At 69.2% G+C, this 16,622-nt stretch carries 12 protein-coding genes and 1 pseudogene; 6 read left to right on the forward strand and 7 right to left on the reverse strand.

Going from position 1 to position 16,622, the window contains the following annotated elements:
* Positions 1–190: 190 nt before the first annotated feature.
* Positions 191–664: a carboxymuconolactone decarboxylase family protein gene (locus ACZ68L_RS36990; protein ID WP_469586449.1), complete on the reverse strand. Its 474-nt coding sequence runs from the start codon at positions 662–664 to the stop codon at positions 191–193.
* A 415-nt stretch (positions 665–1,079) separates the two neighbouring features.
* Here ACZ68L_RS36990 and ACZ68L_RS36995 point away from each other — a divergent pair, with 415 nt between their 5' ends.
* On the forward strand, positions 1,080–1,901 hold the full coding sequence (locus tag ACZ68L_RS36995) for an SDR family NAD(P)-dependent oxidoreductase (protein ID WP_469586452.1): 822 nt from the start codon (positions 1,080–1,082) through the stop codon (positions 1,899–1,901).
* 226 nt (positions 1,902–2,127) lie between these two features.
* Positions 2,128–3,276, forward strand: coding sequence for a Rieske 2Fe-2S domain-containing protein (locus ACZ68L_RS37000; RefSeq protein ID WP_469586455.1), 1,149 nt, complete (start codon positions 2,128–2,130; stop codon positions 3,274–3,276).
* A 419-nt stretch (positions 3,277–3,695) separates the two neighbouring features.
* Here the strand turns inward: ACZ68L_RS37000 and ACZ68L_RS37005 are convergent, their stop codons facing one another.
* On the reverse strand, positions 3,696–3,965 hold the full coding sequence (locus ACZ68L_RS37005; protein WP_469586458.1) for a helix-turn-helix domain-containing protein: 270 nt from the start codon (positions 3,963–3,965) through the stop codon (positions 3,696–3,698).
* 41 nt (positions 3,966–4,006) lie between these two features.
* Between ACZ68L_RS37005 and map the strand changes: the two genes are divergently transcribed.
* Entirely contained in the window at positions 4,007–4,774 is a 768-nt protein-coding gene (map, locus tag ACZ68L_RS37010; RefSeq protein WP_469586460.1) for a type I methionyl aminopeptidase, read from the forward strand.
* A gap of 111 nt (positions 4,775–4,885) precedes the next feature.
* On the opposite strand, the gene ACZ68L_RS37015 is transcribed toward map, so the two are convergent.
* Complete coding sequence (locus ACZ68L_RS37015; RefSeq protein ID WP_469586463.1) at positions 4,886–5,638, reverse strand: glycoside hydrolase family 75 protein; 753 nt, start codon at positions 5,636–5,638, stop codon at positions 4,886–4,888.
* Between the two features lie 146 nt (positions 5,639–5,784).
* Positions 5,785–7,593: a gamma-glutamyltransferase gene (gene ggt / locus ACZ68L_RS37020; RefSeq protein ID WP_469586466.1), complete on the reverse strand. Its 1,809-nt coding sequence runs from the start codon at positions 7,591–7,593 to the stop codon at positions 5,785–5,787.
* Positions 7,594–7,693: 100 nt separating this feature from the next.
* Between ggt and ACZ68L_RS37025 the strand changes: the two are divergent.
* Positions 7,694–7,984 (forward strand): annotated as a pseudogene (locus ACZ68L_RS37025) (hypothetical protein); the annotation flags it as partial.
* A 59-nt stretch (positions 7,985–8,043) separates the two neighbouring features.
* Positions 8,044–8,928 (forward strand): serine hydrolase domain-containing protein, encoded by an 885-nt coding sequence (locus ACZ68L_RS37030; RefSeq protein WP_469586469.1) that lies wholly within the window; start codon positions 8,044–8,046, stop codon positions 8,926–8,928.
* A gap of 3 nt (positions 8,929–8,931) precedes the next feature.
* Here ACZ68L_RS37030 and ACZ68L_RS37035 read toward each other — a convergent pair whose 3' ends face one another.
* Positions 8,932–9,225: a hypothetical protein gene (locus tag ACZ68L_RS37035; protein ID WP_469586471.1), complete on the reverse strand. Its 294-nt coding sequence runs from the start codon at positions 9,223–9,225 to the stop codon at positions 8,932–8,934.
* A gap of 59 nt (positions 9,226–9,284) precedes the next feature.
* Here ACZ68L_RS37035 and ACZ68L_RS37040 point away from each other — a divergent pair, with 59 nt between their 5' ends.
* Entirely contained in the window at positions 9,285–9,656 is a 372-nt protein-coding gene (locus ACZ68L_RS37040) for a hypothetical protein (protein ID WP_469586474.1), read from the forward strand.
* 60 nt (positions 9,657–9,716) lie between these two features.
* Here the strand turns inward: ACZ68L_RS37040 and ACZ68L_RS37045 are convergent, their stop codons facing one another.
* Positions 9,717–10,211, reverse strand: a complete 495-nt coding sequence (locus ACZ68L_RS37045; protein ID WP_469586477.1) for a hypothetical protein — start codon at positions 10,209–10,211, stop codon at positions 9,717–9,719.
* A 91-nt stretch (positions 10,212–10,302) separates the two neighbouring features.
* On the reverse strand, positions 10,303–16,509 hold the full coding sequence (locus tag ACZ68L_RS37050) for a DNRLRE domain-containing protein (RefSeq protein ID WP_469586539.1): 6,207 nt from the start codon (positions 16,507–16,509) through the stop codon (positions 10,303–10,305).
* Positions 16,510–16,622 lie beyond the last annotated feature (113 nt).

A 16,622-nucleotide genomic window follows, 5' to 3' on the forward strand; every position in this document is an offset into this window, starting at 1 on the left:
CCCGGCATGACCCGGACGAGCGGCCCCAGGTCCTGTCCTGTCGAGCTTCGTGGATCAGCCTGGGGCGTCTGGTGCGGTGCATCGCAAGGCGGAGGATCGTCCTCGTACTGGACGTACTTGGGCGACACCGACAACGCGGCGAGGTGCCGCACCAGACGCCCCGGGCCCGCGAAGATCGCCCGGACAAGTCCTAGGCGAACTGGCCGGGCCGGTAGTCACCGGCGGGCTGCTGGGTGATGACGTTCACGCGGTTGAAGGCGTTGATGAGGGCGATGAGCGACACCAGGGCCCCGAGCTGCTCCTCGTCGTAGTGCTTGGCGGCGTTCGCCCAGACCTCGTCGCTGACACCACCGGCCGCGTCGGCGATGCGGGTGCCCTGCTCAGCGAGTTCCAGGGCGGCGCGCTCGGCGTCGGTGAACACCGTCGCCTCCCGCCAGGCCGCGACCAGATGGAGACGCGCCGAGGTCTCCCCGGCGTGCTCGGCGTCCTTGGTGTGCATGTCGACGCAGAAGGCGCAGCCGTTGATCTGACTGGCGCGGAGCAGCACGAGTTCCCGCGTCGAGTCCGGCAGCGTCGAGTCCGTGACCACCTTGCCCGCCGCGACGATGTGCTTCAGGGCCTTGCCCGTGACCGGGTTGCTGAAAAGGTTCAAGCGAGCATTCATGGTGCACTCCTTGCCGTTGTTGGCGGTTACACCTCTCTGACGGAAACGGCACCGCAGGATGTGACGGCGGCGAATGTGACGTGCGTCTCCCTGCCTCATCACGACAGCGACCGTCCGCCGCGAAGCGATCAGGACAGTCACCCGGCCGCACCCGGCCGCACCCAGCCCCTCATGGGCCGCTCACGCTCTCCTCCGACCCGGCCCCATGCGACCACACACCCACAGGACCGCCCTCCGGTCCGCCCGGTGATCCGAACGACTGCGGGTGATCGAAAGTCTCTGGATTCGGACGAGCGGGTTCGTTATGGTCTTCAACGAGACGGAACGGTCCGTCTCGTCGAGTGAAGTGGCATGTCCTTTGCGGGGGCACCGCCGTGGAGCGCGGCGTTCTCCATGGACGAAGGAGTGGGTTTCTGTGCCGAGTGCCAGGGTTTGGTTCCTCACCGGTGCTTCCCGCGGCCTGGGACGCGCGTTCACCGAGACGGCCCTGGCCGCCGGGGAGCGGGTCGTGGCAGCCGCCCGCAACGTCGAGCCGCTCGCCGGGTTGGCCGAGGAGTACCCGGACGATCTCGTACGGCTCTCTCTGGACGTCTCCGACCGCCGGGCCGTGTTCGAGGCGGTGGAACAGGCGGTGACGGCTTTCGGCCGACTCGATGTCGTGGTCAACAACGCGGGCGGTCTGCTGTACGGCATGGTGGAGGAGGCCACGGAGGAGCAGATCCGAGATCACCTCGACGTCAACTTCTTCGGTGCGGTGTGGGTGACGCAGGCCGTGATCCCGCACCTGCGCGCGCAGGGTTCCGGGCGCGTCCTGCAGATCACGTCGATGGGCACCGGCGGCGGCATGGCCTCCGTCGGGTTCTACGGGGCGGGCAAGGCCGCGCTCGACTCGGTCAGCGAGGCACTGGCGATGGAGGTCGAGCAGTTCGGGATCAAGGTCACGGTCGTCCAGATGGGCGGCTACGCCACGGAGCTGTTCACGGCGGGCACGACAGCGACGGCACTCGACCCGGCCTACGACACGCTGCGGACCCGGCTGGCCGAGATGTGGGGCGAGGACTCCGGTCCGGATCCGAGCACGGCGGCACCCGCGATCATGGAGCTGGCCGCGCTGCCGGACCCGCCTCGTCGCCTGATTCTCGGCGGCCGGTCGTTCGACCTCGTCCAGGAGATGAGCCGGGCGCGCGCGGAGCAGTACCGGGAATGGGAATCCCTCAGCCGCATGGCACCGGGCTGACCCCGCAGGGCGGAGAGTCCGGCCCCGCCGAGCCCGCCGCCCGGGGGTCGCCACGCGACGGCCGGGCGGCCCCTGTGCACCGGCGGGCGGACGTCCCGGACGGCGCGAGCGCGCACGACGTCAAGGCGTTCCGCGTTCTTTCCCGTTCGGGTGATGTGCGGCGTGTCGGGAGGATCTCGGAGCGCTTTGGGCAGCCTCCAGGCGACCGATCCTGAGAGGGGAAGCAGTGGGGCTGTCACGCGCGTACGGGCACGCCATCAGTGAGGGGCCGACGCCGGCCGATGCGGCGGGGGCGCCGGCCCTGCCGTATCCGAGCGGCTGGGCCGCACTGGCCTTCTCCGACGAGTTACGGCCGGGCACCGTGCTCACCCGGCCGTTGGCGGGACAGGACGTGGTGCTCTACCGGCTCGGTACGGGGGCGGTCCGCGCCATCCGCCCGTACTGTCCGCACCTCGGCGCCCATCTCGGCCTGGCGAAGGTCGACGGCGACGATCTGGTCTGTCCCTTCCACTTCTTCGCGTTCGGCCCCGATGGCGCGTGCGTGCGGACGGGATACGACACGAAGCCGCCGAAGTCGCCTCTTACGCACCTGCCGGTGCACGAGGCCAACGGCGCTGTCTTCGTCTGGCGGCACCACGACGGCCGGGCGCCGGACTGGTTCATCCCCGACTGGCACGAGGTCGGTCACCGCCCGGCCCGCAGTGCCGCCTGGGAGCTGGCCGGCAATGTCCAGGAAGTCATCGAGAACTCGGTGGACCTCGGGCACTTCGCCACCCTGCACGGCTGGGCGAAGGCCGAGATCGGCGGGCCTGTCGTCTACGACGATGCCGCGTTCCACGTGTCCATGCGGGCCCACGAGTCGGCGCCGCTGCTGGGCGACTTCGTCGTCGAGGTGGAGGTGGACGGATACGGACTCGGTTGCCTGCACGCCGATGTGCACACGCCTCGGATCGGGCTGCGGATGTGCACGATGGTGCTGCCGACGGCGATCGCGCCCAACCGGATGCAGTTCCGGCAGAGGAACCGCATCGCGTTCACGGAGCCGGCCCGGCTGCCGGCCCCGCTCGCGCGGGCGGTCAGCCGGACCGCCGCGCGACTGCTGGACCGCGCGGTCTTCCGGTCCAGTTGCGAGTTCACCGCCGCCGACTTCCCGATCTGGAACCACAAGCAGTACCAGCAGCCGCCCCGGCTCGCTCCGGGCGACGGCCCGATCGGCCCGTTCCGGCGCTGGGCCCGGCGGTTCTACCCGCCGCCGGGAGAGAACGGGGGACACGGCTCGACCACGGCGGGCGAGGTCGGCCGGTTCAACGCCGCGACGGAGCCGACGCGGCGTGAATCCTCCGGAGTCACCGCGTCGGGACCCGAGCACGGCTGAGCCCCGCGCGGTGTCGGCATCGTCGCCCGGATACCCCGAACTCCGGCTGCTGCCCCACTCGTTCGAGAACATCACGCCGTACGATCCGTCACCGGCCTCCCGTGGATCCGCCGCCCCGGGGCGCGCGCACGACGCCGGCCACCCGTAAGGCACCCCGTGGCTGCTTGCGCCCACGCCCACCGCCCGGCCCCCGAGCGGACACGCGGACGGCATGGCGGCACACCTCCGCCGAGCCCCTGCTCCTGGCGGGCCGCAGCTGTCTTGGCACGCGCCACCGAGCCCCGTCGCGGGCCGCGGCGAGCGGGCCGAGAAGGAGCGAGGGGACGGGCGCCGCCAGTTGTCCGCACCCCACCCATGGTGGCCGCTCGGCTTGGACGGCGCGGACGATCGGGCCGTCCGGTGGAACGGCCCGATCGCGCCTACCCAGCCATCGGCACCGCGTCCGGCGCCGGGGCGCAGCGCCTGAGCAGTTCGTCCATCGACAGTCCGAGCGCCCCGGCCAGCGCCGCGACAGTGAAGAAGGCGGGGGTCGGCGCGCGACCCGTCTCGATCTTGCGCAGCGTCTCGGCGGAGATTCCGGCACTCGCCGCGATCTCGACCATACTGCGCCGACCACGCGCCTCACGGAGCAGCGCTCCGAGGCGTTCGCCGCGGAGGCGCTCTTCCGGGGTCAGGGGGGTCCGTACCATGCCGTCATTCTAATACCGCCACGACCGGTATAGTAATTGGCATGGTGCAGCTCAAGACGGACACATCCATCGAAGCGATGCGCGAGACGGGCCGGGTCGTGGCGCAGTTGCTGACGGCCGTGCGGGAAGCGGCGGCGGTCGGCGTCTCCCTGCGCGAACTCGACGCGGTGGCCCGGGAGGTTCTGCGCGAGGCGGGCGCCGGCTCGCCGTTCCTGAACTACCGGCCGCATTTCGCCCCGACCCCGTTCCCCGCGGTCATCTGCGCGTCGGTCAACGACGCGATCGTGCACGGCATCCCGACCGATCAACGGCTGTGCGACGGCGATCTGGTGAGCATCGACGCGGGCGCGACGCTCGGCGGCTGGGCGGGCGATTCGGCGATCAGTTTCACGGTCGGTCGCGCCCGGCCGGCGGACACCCGGCTGATCGACACGGCGTTCGCGGCCCTGGAGGCGGGCATCGCGGCGGCAGTGGTCGGCAATCGGATCGGCGACATCGCGCACGCCATCGGCACGGTCTGCCGAGCGGCCGGCTACGGCATTCCGGAGGGTTTCGGCGGCCACGGCGTGGGACGTTCGATGCACGAGGACCCGGCCGTCCCCAACGAGGGACGACCGGGCCGCGGCATGCCGTTGCGGCACGGGATGGTGCTGGCGATCGAGCCGATGCTGATCGGCGGCGGCAGCGACGGCTTCCACCCGGACCGGGACGGCTGGACCTTGCGAACGTCCGACGGCAGCCGGGCGGCGCATGCCGAGCACACGGTGGCGATCACCGACGAAGGTCCGCGCATCCTGACAGCGTTGTGAACACTTGGCGCCGGCGTCCTTCCCTGTGCCGCCAGGGCCTCACCTCTGGATCACGCCGGGCTCGCGCACCCCGCTCGCCGGTCCGGACCGGACCGGACCGGACGAAAAACCCTAGTTGTTCTGGATGAACTGCTTGGCCAGGGCCTCGCCGGCGGTGACGGCGGCGCTGTGGCTCTCGATCGGTGACACCTTGGAGTTCTTGAAGAGGATGTAGGTGACGCCGGAATCGACGCCACCGGTCTCCGGGTCGGGGTCGATGCCGAGCGCCTTGGCGGTGGCGTACGAGGCTTCACCGATGATCTTGCTGGGGCCGGTGTCGCCGACGACGGCGTACTCGACCTTGTTGTTGTAGATGACGGCGACGACGCCACCGCCCTTGATCCCCGCGCTGCTGTAGTTCCAGATGCCGCTGCTGCTCGGCACGACGACGTACGGCAGCCTCTCGGCGCTCAGCGGCTTGTCGCCGGAGGTGTGGAACGCGGTGTCGTCCTGGAACCACGGGTCGGTGTTCGCGTTGCAGGCGGTGGTGACCTGGCCGTCGCAGTCGATGTCCATGTCGGCCTTCCAGAACACGGCACCGTTCTTGCCGCAGACCGGTATGGTCGCCGACGTCTCCTCGTCCGTACGGTACTTGCCGGTGGAGATCTGCGAACACGAGGTGACCTTGGCCAGCAGATCGGCCGCACTGACGGAACCCTCCTTGATCCCGGCCCCGGACCGGTCGGCGGTGCCGGAATCCGCCCGGGGCGCGGCGCCGGACACGGTGCCCGGAGCCGGACTGGCCTCGGCGGCGGGGGTCAGCGTGGCGGTCGCGAGCAGGGCTGCGCCGGAGGCCGCGGCGAGGGCGAGCGTTCGAGTACGCACAGTGGGGGTGCCCTTCTATTAGGAACCTTTCCTTACCGACGCGGCCAAGATGGACCCTGCGTCATGCCCCCGTCAAGACCGCGGGGCCGGCTCTCGTGTGACACCCACGAAGAACCAGCCCCGCACAGAACCTTATTGACGTATCGTCAGGGTCGGTCGCTCGGATTCACGACCATGGCCGACCCCCCACCGCGGCGCACCTTCTCCGCAGCCGCCAGCCACCGACCGTCCGGCAACCGCTGCACACCCGTCGCCGCCCCGATCTCCGGGTTCAGCTTGAAGACATGCCCCAGCGCCTCCAGTTGTCCCCGTACCGGGCTGTTCCACAGCCCCGGTTCGAGCTCCGTCGTCGCCGAGTTGCGCTGACTGGCACGCGGCGCCGCGATGGCGTCGACCAGCGGCAGCCCTCGGTCGACCTTGCCGATGAGTGACTGCAGCACGGTCGTGATGATGGTCGCACCGCCCGGCGACCCCAGGGCCAGCACCGGCTCTCCGTGCTTCAGCACGATGGTCGGCGAGATGGACGAACGCGGGCGCTTGCCCGGACCGGGCAGATTCGGGTCGTGGACCGCCGGGTCGGCGGGCGCGAACGAGAAGTCCGTCAGCTCGTTGTTGAGCAGGAAGCCACGTCCCGGCACGGTGATCCCGCTGCCGCCGGTCTGCTCGATCGTCAGCGTGTACGCGACGACGTTGCCCCACTTGTCGGCCGTCGTCAGATGGGTGGTGTTCTCCCCCTCGTACGTCGTCGGGGCGGCCTTGTCGCCAGCCTCGCAGTCGGCCGGGTGGCGGGGGTCTCCCGGCGCCAGCGGGCTGATCAGCACCGCGTCGTCCTTGATCAGACACTCCCGCGAGTCGGCGAACCGCCGGCTGAGCAGCTCCTGCGTCGGTACGTCCTCGAACGCCGGGTCGCCTACCCACCGCCCCCGGTCGGCGAACGCGATCCGGCTCGCCTCGATGTAGCGGTGCAGATACCGCGCCTCGCTCGCCTTCGAAAGGTCCGTGGACTCAAGGATGTTGAGTGCCTCGCCGACGCTCGTACCGCCGGACGAGGAGGGCGCCATGCCGTACACGTCCAGGCCCCGGTAGCCGACCTTCGTCGGAGCCCGCCGCAGCGCCCGGTAGGACCGCAGGTCCTTGGCCGTGAGGTCACCGGGACGTACGACCCGGGTGGACCTCGGGTCCACCGGCGGGTTGCGCACGGTCCGGATGACGTCCTCGGCCAGCTCGCCCCGATACAGCTCGTCGACGCCCTTGCGACCCACCTGCTCGTACGTGCGCGCCAGATCGGGATTCTTGAAGACGGAGCCGACCACCGGCAGTTGACCGCCCGGCAGGAAGAGCTCCCTGGTCGCCGGGAAGTCGGCGAACCTGGCCTGATTGCCCTCGGTCTGCGAGCGGAACGTGCTGTCGACGACGAAGCCGTCCCTGGCGAGCCGCTCGGCCGGCTTCAGCACCTGCCGCAGCGACTTGCTGCCCCAGGTGTCGAGCGCGGTGTCCCAGGTGGCCGGCGTGCCGGGGGTGCCCACGCCCAGTCCGCTGGTGACGGCGGCGTCGAAGGCGATCGGCTTGCCGTTCTCCAGGAAGAGCGAGGAGTCCGCACTGAGCGGCGCGGTCTCCCGGCCGTCGATCGTCTCCACGGTGTGCTTCCTGGCGTCGTAGTAGACGAAGTAGCCACCACCGCCGAGACCCGCCGAGTAGGGCTCGGTCACACCGAGCGCGGCCGCGGTCGCCACCGCGGCGTCCACCGCGTTGCCGCCCTTGCGCAGCACCTCGATGCCCGCGGCCGACGCATCCGCGTCGACGCTGGCGACCGCCCCTCCGTACCCCACCGCGACAGGCGACTTGGGGGGTGGCGCGGTCGGTGGTGCGGACGAGGACGGGGCCGCTGCCCCGACCGTGACGACAGCGGCGAGAACAGCCGACAACGACACACTCCGCGCGACGGAACGTCGCATGCACACCTCCAGTGAAGGATTGTTCGCCGCAGGGTAGCGCCGCTCCGCCCGCCCCGTCAGGACCGACCCCTGAACCACGTGCCCGCTAACATGCCCGCCCATGAGTGACGACGTACGCAACACCGTGCTGGGCGTGACAGCCGCCGGATCAGTGCCGCGCTCGGCCGGCTCGCCCGCACCCACCTCCGGCGCCGCAAACTCCGCTGCAAACAGGCGTTCTTCGGGCTGCCGGGCAACTCCGAGTGCCTGCTCGTCGTCCACCGCGAAGCGGGCGGCGACGAAGCCGTGCACCGCCACGACGCCTTCGCCCTGCTCGAACTCTCGGCACTGATCAAGGACTGTTCGGCACACGCGCAGATCCTGTCCGCAGCAGGGCTTCGGGGAACGCACCGGATGCCCGCCGGCACAGCGGCATGTGCTCTCCCCCGTCCCCACCACTGAAAGGCTCCCATGCGCCCCGTCCCCACCTGCATCCTCAGCAGCGGCAGAGCCCCCCAAGCCCTGCATGGACACGATCTCGACGCATACGTCCAGATCGGGTCGCTGAGTAAGACACTCACCGGAACCGCGCTGGCCCAACTGGCCACCAAGGGCGTGCTCCAACTGGATGCCCCAGTGGAGCAGTTCCTGCCCGTCCCGCGGGGCACCGGCATAACCTTGAGGCATCTTGCCCAGCACACCTCCGGCCTGCCACGGCTCCCGCCGCACGTGAAACGGCGCGACCCGTACGCCGCCTTCGACGATGCCGCCCTATGTTCCGTTCTCCAAGGGCTGGACACCCTCACCACCACCGCCCCGGGCCATACCGAGGAGTACTCCAACCTCGGATACGCCGTCCTCGGAGCTGCGCTGACTTCCGCCGCGGGTATGTCCTACCAGGATCTTCTGGACCACTACGTCCTTGCCCCTCTGGACATCACCGAGGTAAACAGCACTCCGCCGCCGAACAGACGCCTCTACAGCCGTGGGCTGTTCGGTCGTTCACGCCGCCCCTGGACCATGACCGGCGCGATCCTGCCCGCCGGCGGACTCTGGGCCACCCCGCAGGCCACTGCTGACCTGGTGACCGCGCTCCTCGTGGAACGAAGGCTGGGGGAGCCAGCCATCTCCTGGCAGAGAGCCGGCACCGTGCTCTGGCACAACGGCGCCACCCGTGACGCCTCCGTCTTCGCCGGCGCCATGCCGGACGGCAGATGGGCACTGGTCCACCGCCTCACCGGGCAAGCAGACCGCACCGACGAACTGGGCATCAAACTCCTGCAACAGGCCTCACCTGGCAACCCAGCCGAACAACAAGGCCCGAACCGCCCCGCCGAGCAACAAGGAGACGAGTGAGTCTTACAGTTCCGCTTGTAGTGTCTCCCGCGCCGACTTCCTGGTGACCGGGTCGGTGTCCATGGTGATGTCGCGCCACTTGGTGCAGAAGGGGCCGTATCCTGCTGCCCACGAGCGCGTCGGCGCCCAGGACACCGGCCTGGGGCCCGTATCCGTGAAGCCGCAGAACGTCAGGACCGTGCACTCACCCACCACCGTGAGCCCGAGGAAGCGTTCACCGAGCAAGCCCCCGTGGGAGAGGCGCGCCTTGTTTCGGCCGCGCCAGTCCGCGTGCCCACCGGTCACTCCCGCCGCCACACTGTCTCCTGGAACGGCTCGGGCCGGTCACCGAAGCACGCGAAATCTGCCGCGGAGTCGTGGCCTCGACCAGCGCCCGGATCCTGGGGGCCGCCACCGTGGACGAGTACCGGGCGGGCCGCGCCCTGACTGAGGAGTGCGACGTGAACCTTCGCGAAGGCGGCCATATCAGCATCAACGCCTACTACGGCCCCTCCGCCCTGCAGGAGTTGTATCTCAACGGCCGCTACCTCGGGAGCGTCATCGGCGCCATCACCCGGTCGCACGCCTGCCCGGGGGCCCTCGGCACGGCGTACTTCAAGGTCACACCCCAGAAGTTGCCCAACAGCCGCCCCGCCCCGCTCGGCGCCTCGAAACGCGAGGCGCTCAACGAACTCCCCACGGCCTTCGCCACGACCTCCGGCACACGCCACGGCTGCTCCACCGGCTGATTCCGGCAGCCGTGGCCATGGTGCCGGAGACGGTGCCGCGTGTGCCAGCTAGCTGGATGATCAATTCCTCCTACTTTGCCCCCTGTTGATGCGGAAGGCGTACGCGGACGGCCACACGAGGGGCGAGAAGACGCAGTACACCAATGTCACCGCCGCCGGAATGAGGAAGAGAGGCGAGGAAAGGAAGGCGGCGAAGGAAGAGAGGCGCTCATTCCAGGTCCGCTCACCCAGGAGTACTCCGGTGACGAGGACGACGGCCATCTGAGTGGCAAGAATGATCACCAGCGACCGTGCCCTTGAGACCCAGCCGCTTGGCTGGATGTCTTCTCCATCGCGGATCAAGGTGAAGCCACCGCGGCGTGTGACGAAGGGTACGAACAGTGCGTAGGCGAGGGCGAGAAGCCAGCCCAGGAGCGGGATTCCGCCAAGGAGTTCAGCCAAGCTGTTCGTTCCCGTCGCGACGGCTCTGCCTGCGGTCAGGGCGTACAGGATCCAGAGAACAGTGGCCGAGACAGCCAGACGATTGGCTGTCCTGCAGCGGGGCCTCTTGGGCATCGGTGTGGACCTCTCGTGGGTGGGGGAAGAGTTGGGCCCTGTGGGCGCCGTCGGGCTGACGACGCCCACAGGTTCCTGGGGGTGCGGCGGGTTACGCAGGTCCGCACCGGCCGTGCCGAGCGTAGGCCCCGACGCCTATGCCGGCGCTGAATACAGACAGCCCTCGCTGGTAGTTGGAGTTGGACGGCTTGTGCCACAGACCGAACATGGCACCGCCACCACCCCAGCCGATCGCGCAGGCCGCCGCCTTGCGGTAGCTGTTGCCGCGTGCCGCATGCCGTGCCCCGCGGTAGGTCCTTGCGGCGTGGCGTGCCGTGCGTGCCGCCCGCACCACGCGGTAAGCGCGGTAGGCGCGAACGCCCCATGCCACTGCGCCGACGCCGGGGATGAATCCGGCAGCTGTCAGTGCGATGTCCCACTTGTACTTCCAGGCGACCCGTCCGACCCTCTTGGCGGCTCGCTTCACCTTGCTCCACCAGCTCTTGCCGTCGAGATCGAACTGATTGATGGGGTCGCCGGGGTAGGCGTACCGGTTGTCTCCGCCGCCGTACACCGGATCGATGGAGAGGAAGCGGCCAGTGTTCGGGTTGTAGAGGCGGGCGCCCATGAGAGTGAGGCCGGTGAGGGTCTCGGTGGAGCGCTGCTTGGCGCCGAGCCAGTTGTAGCGGGTGGCTGCCTGGCCTGCGCGCGGGTTGCCGTACTCGTCACTGTCCAGGGCGACCGGCGCCTTGCTGGTGTCCAGCGGGAGCTGGAGGGCGACGTCACCGTGGATGGTGGTGAGGTGCAGGACGGTGTCGCCGGTCTTGCTGGTGGTCGCGGCGAGGTCGCCGGTCGCCGAGGCGACGTTGCGGGTCGTAGCGCCCGTGGCGGTGTCCTCGACGATCCAACGGGGGCTGTCGCCGTCGCCGGAGTAGTGGTTGAGCTTGGACTCGGTCTGGGTCCAGGTGGTGCCGCTGCCGGTTTCGACCTTCCACGAGCGGAAGCGCAGGTCTGCGTCGAGCTGCCAGGTCTGGCGCTTGCCGCCGGAGGTCTGCTGGTGGGCGAGATCGTTGGCGTAGTAGCCGATGGTGCTTCCGGGCAGGGCGGTGGTGCGGCCGAACGCGTCGTAGGTGTAGCCGGCGTCGACCAGTCGGTCAGCGCTGTCGTAGGCGTGGCTGGTGGTGGTGCCTCCCGTGGTGGTGCAGTCGAGGCCAGGGGCCGCTGCCGTGTTGATGCGGGACTTGCGGTTGGTGCGCGCGTCGAAGGTGTAGCTGCGACGCTCGCAGACGGTGTCCGCGGTGTCCTCGACGGTGGTGAGTCGGCCGATCGCGTCGTAACGGTAGGTCTGGTCGGACCAGCCGTCGTGCGAGGTGACCTGGCCGTGGATGGACTCGGTGACCGTGTCGGAGTAGACGACCGTGCCGTCGCTGTCGCGAGTGTAGGTCCGCTGCAGCGTGCTGCCGGTGGTCTCCTTGGTGACGGTGAGGGTGTAACCGCCGGGCAGCTTCTCGGTCTTGACCTGGCCCTCGGCGTCGTACGTGGCTTGGAGGACGCCGGCGACGGAGTCGGTCCTCTTCGTGGCCAGACCGCGCGGCTCGGCGGTGTGGTCGTAGGTGTAAGTGACCGTGGAGGGTGCGTTGTCACTGACCTTGACCTGCCGGTTCAGCAGGTCGTACGCGGTCGTGGTCACACCGCCGTCGGCGTCCGTGTACGAGATGAGTCGGCCGAGCTTGTCATAGGCCTGGATGATCGTTCCGCCCGTCGGCGAGACCGTCTTCACGGCCTTTCCGGTGGCAGGGTCGTACTCGGTGGTGACCTCCGGCACCGCCTGACCGATGCCACCGGTGACGGCGACCTTGATGGTGCGGCCCGCGTTGTCGACGGTGGTCGTGGTCGCGCGGGTGACGCTGTTGGCCGTCTCCGTGACCTTCGCCGCGGTGCCCCACCAGTTGTACTCGGTGGTGGTGGTCGGCAGCTGGGTCGGGTTCGTGCCACCGCCGGTGATCGCCCCGGCCGGGCCCGTGGAGCACACCAGGTCGGCCCATTCCGGGCGGCCCTGACAGGTGCCCGTTCCGCTCGCGGACCAGTACGTGGTCACCCGGGTCGCTGCGTCCGTACCCGCCGCGCCGGGCAGGAGCTGCTTGGTGACACGCCCTTGGGCGTCGTACTCGGTGGTCTCGGTGATCGCGAGGCCGCCGGGGTCCTTGATGGTTTTCGTCGGCAGGCCAAGAGCCCAGTCGTAGACCGTCTGCCTGGCCCGGGCCTCACCGAGCACGGTGGGGTGCTCCCGGACCTGGGCGCCGGTCGTGGTCTTGGTGATCTGGTCCTTGACCTTCGCAGTTCCGTCGGTAGGGCGGCCTGCGTCGTATTCGTTGACCGTCCAGGTACGGGCGGTGACCGAGGTGCCGGTCGGAACCAGGATGGTGGTTCCGGACTTCAGGTCAGCCGTCAGGTCGATGCGCCGCAGCGGGCCGAACTCCTCCAGCTCGCGGGTGCCGTTCTCGTCGTAGACGGACCTCGTGGTGAGCAGGTCGGCGCGCTCGGCGCTGGTGAGCTGGCCGATGCCCAGCTCTGCCTGAAGTGCCCTGTCGGCGTTGCTCGTGCCCAGGGCGACGGCCCGGTTGGCTGCGCTGAGCTCGCGGACTTTGTTGCCGAACCGGTCGTACTCCGTGGTGGTGATGTACCCCCCAGGAGTAGCCGCGTTGACGGTACGTCCTGACACTCCCATGTAGGTGACATCGGCACGGGCGTAGGAGCCTACCGTCAGGCCACTGCCTTCGTGGGACGCGGGGACGACGTCGGCCGGGAAGACCGCAGTGGCGTCCGTCGGCGCGTCGAGCTGGCCCCAGGCCCTCACGTCCGCCGTGCCCATCTTGTACGGCGCTGCCGTGCCGGTGAGAGGAACGTCGTAGACGAGGGAGGTCGTCGCGGTGCCTTCCTGGACATCGCTGGTGCCCTGCTTCAGACCGGAGCGGGACGCCTTGAGCAGCATTCCTTCACCGGCGGTGACGGCGTTGCCAGCCTTACCGTAGACGAAGGACCAGGGCAGTTCACCCGGCGCGGTCAGCTGTGTGACCCGACCCGCGCTGTCGTAAGCATACTGAGTCTTGAGGGACGGGGTGATGCGCGGGTTCCATGCCTCGCGCAGACGGCCCGAACCGTCGTAGCCGTAGACCTGAAGGGTCTTGTACTCGGCAACCGTCGCGCCGGGCTCGGTGGACCAGCCTCTGATCGAACTGACCTGGCCGGCGAAGTCACCGAAGGCGGTGTCGGTGGCCGTTGTTGTCGTGGCGTAGACGAACTCCAGCGCGCGGCAGCCCTTCGTGGACGGCGTTGCCGTGCAGGCGGCGGCGGTCGCGGCCGACGTGGGGGCGATGACCCGCTTGGGCCGGGCCAGTTTCTTACCGTCGACCGTCACCGTCTCAGACACGACCGTGGTGGTGGTGTTGGAGAGGCCGTCCAGCAGGGTGCTGGACACCTGCCACGTAGTGGCGGCCGCATCGGGCTTGGTGAACTGGGTGACCGTGCCCTCGGTGTCGGTGAGCGTGAACGATCCGGTCACGCTACCGGTCAGGGTGAGGTCCTCGGACCCTGTCTCGGGGATCCAGCCGGTCTTCGCCGCATTGGCGGTGAAGTGGGTCTCATCACCCTCCGACTCGACGACGACAACGGCGGTGTCGGAGACTCTACGGATGTGGGAGAAGTCCGACTGGGTCGCCTCCGCGGCGGTTCCCGAGACCCACTCCTTGCCGAAGATCGGCGCCTGGCCTTCCTGCTTCGCGCCCATGTCCGGGGTGCGGGAGGACGCCGTCCGGGACACCGACAGGTCGAAGGCCGAGGCATCCGACGCGGACAGCGTGTAGTCACCCGTGAGCAGGTTGACCGAGCCCGGTCCGACTTCCTCTGTGGCCGCGCCGCTCGCAGTGCGGTCGACGATCACCGGCAGGGGCTGCGTGGAACCCGAACCGCCAGGACCGGTGAAGTCGGCCTTGATCTGGACCGTGCCGTCCGGGTCGACCGTGTCGGTGGCGTTCCACACCAGGGCCGCGTTCTTCCCGCCAGTCATGGCCACCGGCCACGCGGTCAGCGGACTGCCGCCGGATGTCACCTGACCTGCGGGAATCCGCACCCACGGGTCCGCCTCGGAGCGGCGCCACGAGAAGGACACCGCGTTGTACTTCGAGCCGTCCGCCTCGGCCACGAGCGGCAGGCGACGAGCGGTGCGCTCACCCTCGGCAGGCTGGACGAATCCGCCTGGGCCGGCGTGGAAGCTGTAGGTGATGGCCTCGGACTTGTTGTCGGCCTTGTCGACCTGCCGCACCTGGAGGGTATGGGTGCCGTCCTTGGTCGGGGTGACGGCGATGGTCTTGGCAGTGGTGGAACCCCCGGTGGCGACCTTGGTCCAGGTCACGCCGTCGAGGGACCACTCGACCCAGTTGTGGTCGGTGCCGTTCGGAGTGACGGTGAAGGTTCCGGCCTGGCCCGCGCCCTTCACCCATGCGCTGCTCGGGTAGTCCGTCGAGGTGATGCCCGTCGGGGCGATGGGCGAGGTGGTGTCGACCGTGAAGGTCTTCCACTCGGACCAGCCCAGGTTGTAGTGCGTGCCGTCGTACGGGCTGGTGCGGAACTTGTACGTCTTCCCGTTGGTCAGCACACCGGCGGGGACAGCTACGGAGGCGACCTGTCCGGAGTTCACCCATGGGGAGACGATGACGTTGCCGACCTGGGTGTTGGTGGCGGAGTCGAAGATCTGGAAGGTGCCGTTGACCTTGTCGCCATTGGGGTCGACAAACGTGTCCCGCAGCGTCGGGGTCGTGGTGTTGACCACGTAGGCGCCGCCGTAGGAGAAGAACGGCGGGCCCGCCTCCTGCTTCGTGCCCGTGCGCGGCCGATAGTTGTAGGTGACGACCAACTTCGGAGGGTTCGAGGCGGCGTTGGCGGAGTTGACCCGCTTCCACTGCCCTGTGACGTTCTCGTCGGAGGCGCGCAGGCCCATGTGCGACTTGGCGGTCTTCGCCGAAGCCCACTCCTGCACCATCGTGGTCACGTTGGCGTTGATCCAGCCACCAGGCTGGGTCGAACAGGAGGAGTTGCCCCTGGTCTCCGAGGAGGTGGCCTTCGTCGCGATCCACGCCGGCTGGTTCGGCGCGGCCCAGCGCGAGGACGTGGACGCGGCCCCGGTGGACCACACCTCCCACGGCTGCAGGGGACACGACGAACCGGTGTAGTTGCCGGAGTGGAAGTTCCACAAGCTGAGCTTGGCGTCCATCACCAGCGCGTCGGCGATCGGCGCGGTGTTCCAGGAGATGAAGGAACGCGCGGTCCGGTAGGTGCCGTCGGCGTTCTTGGTGCCCGGGTTGCCCAGGTCCAGCTCGACGTCGGTGGACCAGTCGCGGGTCTCGCCCTGCTGGACATAGGTGTCGAAGACGTTCGACAGGGCCGAGGTGGACGGGTCGACCGTCACCGGGTACTCCGTCGCGGAATCGGCGAGGAAGCCGACGTCCGGGGTGAGGACGAGATCGACGCCACTCTTGGTCCTGACGACCTTCATGGCGACCGCGACCTGGCGCGTGTGCTTGCCGGAGATGGGGTCGATGGTCGCGTCCCACATCGCCGGGGCGGGCATGACCGCGGTCTTCTTCGACTTCTTGTCGGTGAACATCACGCTGCCGTCGGCCTGCTGCTCGACCTTCAGACCCTTTGCCTTGAGGGGCAGAGTGTAGGAGTAGCCGTCGGCCGGCTTCTCCTTGATCTCGACGAACTGCTCGAAGCCCGTACGGGTCGCCTCGACCACGACATCGGCGCCGGGCACCGCGTTCACATAGGTGGCACGGGTGCCGTCGAGCTTCGGCGAGGGAAGGCCACCCCGCCACTGCAGGGTGATCTGCTCGTCCCCCTCTCCGAGAGTGACCAGGTCGGTGGTCGGAGCGGACTGCGCCGCACGCAGCGAGCGTGCAGGCGACCCGGTCCTACCGGCGAGCGTCAGCCCCTTCGGGTGCGCCTTGGCAGCGACTGAACCATCAGGCTGCGCGGCCAGCTCTACATCGACATCGCGCCAGTCATCTGTGGCCGGATCCTGGAAACGGACCGGGCCGGCGGTCAGCTCGGTGGTGAGCGAGCCGTCCTTGTTGGCCCAGGTCGTCGACGTCTCTGTCCGCTCCGACAGCGCCTCCACCCGCTTGCCCGACAGCCTCGCGGCGACGCGCGCCGAGGTGATGTCGGCGGCCGCGGTGACCCGCTGTTCGGCCAGCTTCTGCTGTGCCTGCGGTACGGGGGCGGCAGCCGCTGCCTCCGCTCCGTAGATCATGGAGACGGCCATCAGCAGCGCGGTGCCGACCGCTGTACCACGCAAGCCTCTGGACTGATCGAGTCTGTACCGCGTGCGACGCCCGGATGGGCGCGCCGGTATATGGCTCTTCACGTGTTCCCCTC

It is taken from the genome of Streptomyces sp. NPDC104309 (assembly GCF_055584025.1).

What these genes read in the sequence shown, in the direction of transcription:
- ACZ68L_RS37045 (WP_469586477.1), bottom strand. Translation starts at nt 10,211, where the DNA reads ATGCCCAAGAGGCCCCGCTGCAGGACAGCCAATCGTCTGGCTGTCTCG.
- map (WP_469586460.1), top strand. Translation starts at nt 4,007, where the DNA reads ATGGTGCAGCTCAAGACGGACACATCCATCGAAGCGATGCGCGAGACG.
- ACZ68L_RS37030 (WP_469586469.1), top strand. Translation starts at nt 8,044, where the DNA reads ATGCGCCCCGTCCCCACCTGCATCCTCAGCAGCGGCAGAGCCCCCCAA.
- ACZ68L_RS37005 (WP_469586458.1), bottom strand. Translation starts at nt 3,965, where the DNA reads ATGGTACGGACCCCCCTGACCCCGGAAGAGCGCCTCCGCGGCGAACGC.
- ACZ68L_RS37050 (WP_469586539.1), bottom strand. Translation starts at nt 16,509, where the DNA reads ATGGCCGTCTCCATGATCTACGGAGCGGAGGCAGCGGCTGCCGCCCCC.
- ACZ68L_RS36990 (WP_469586449.1), bottom strand. Translation starts at nt 664, where the DNA reads ATGAATGCTCGCTTGAACCTTTTCAGCAACCCGGTCACGGGCAAGGCC.
- ggt (WP_469586466.1), bottom strand. Translation starts at nt 7,593, where the DNA reads ATGCGACGTTCCGTCGCGCGGAGTGTGTCGTTGTCGGCTGTTCTCGCC.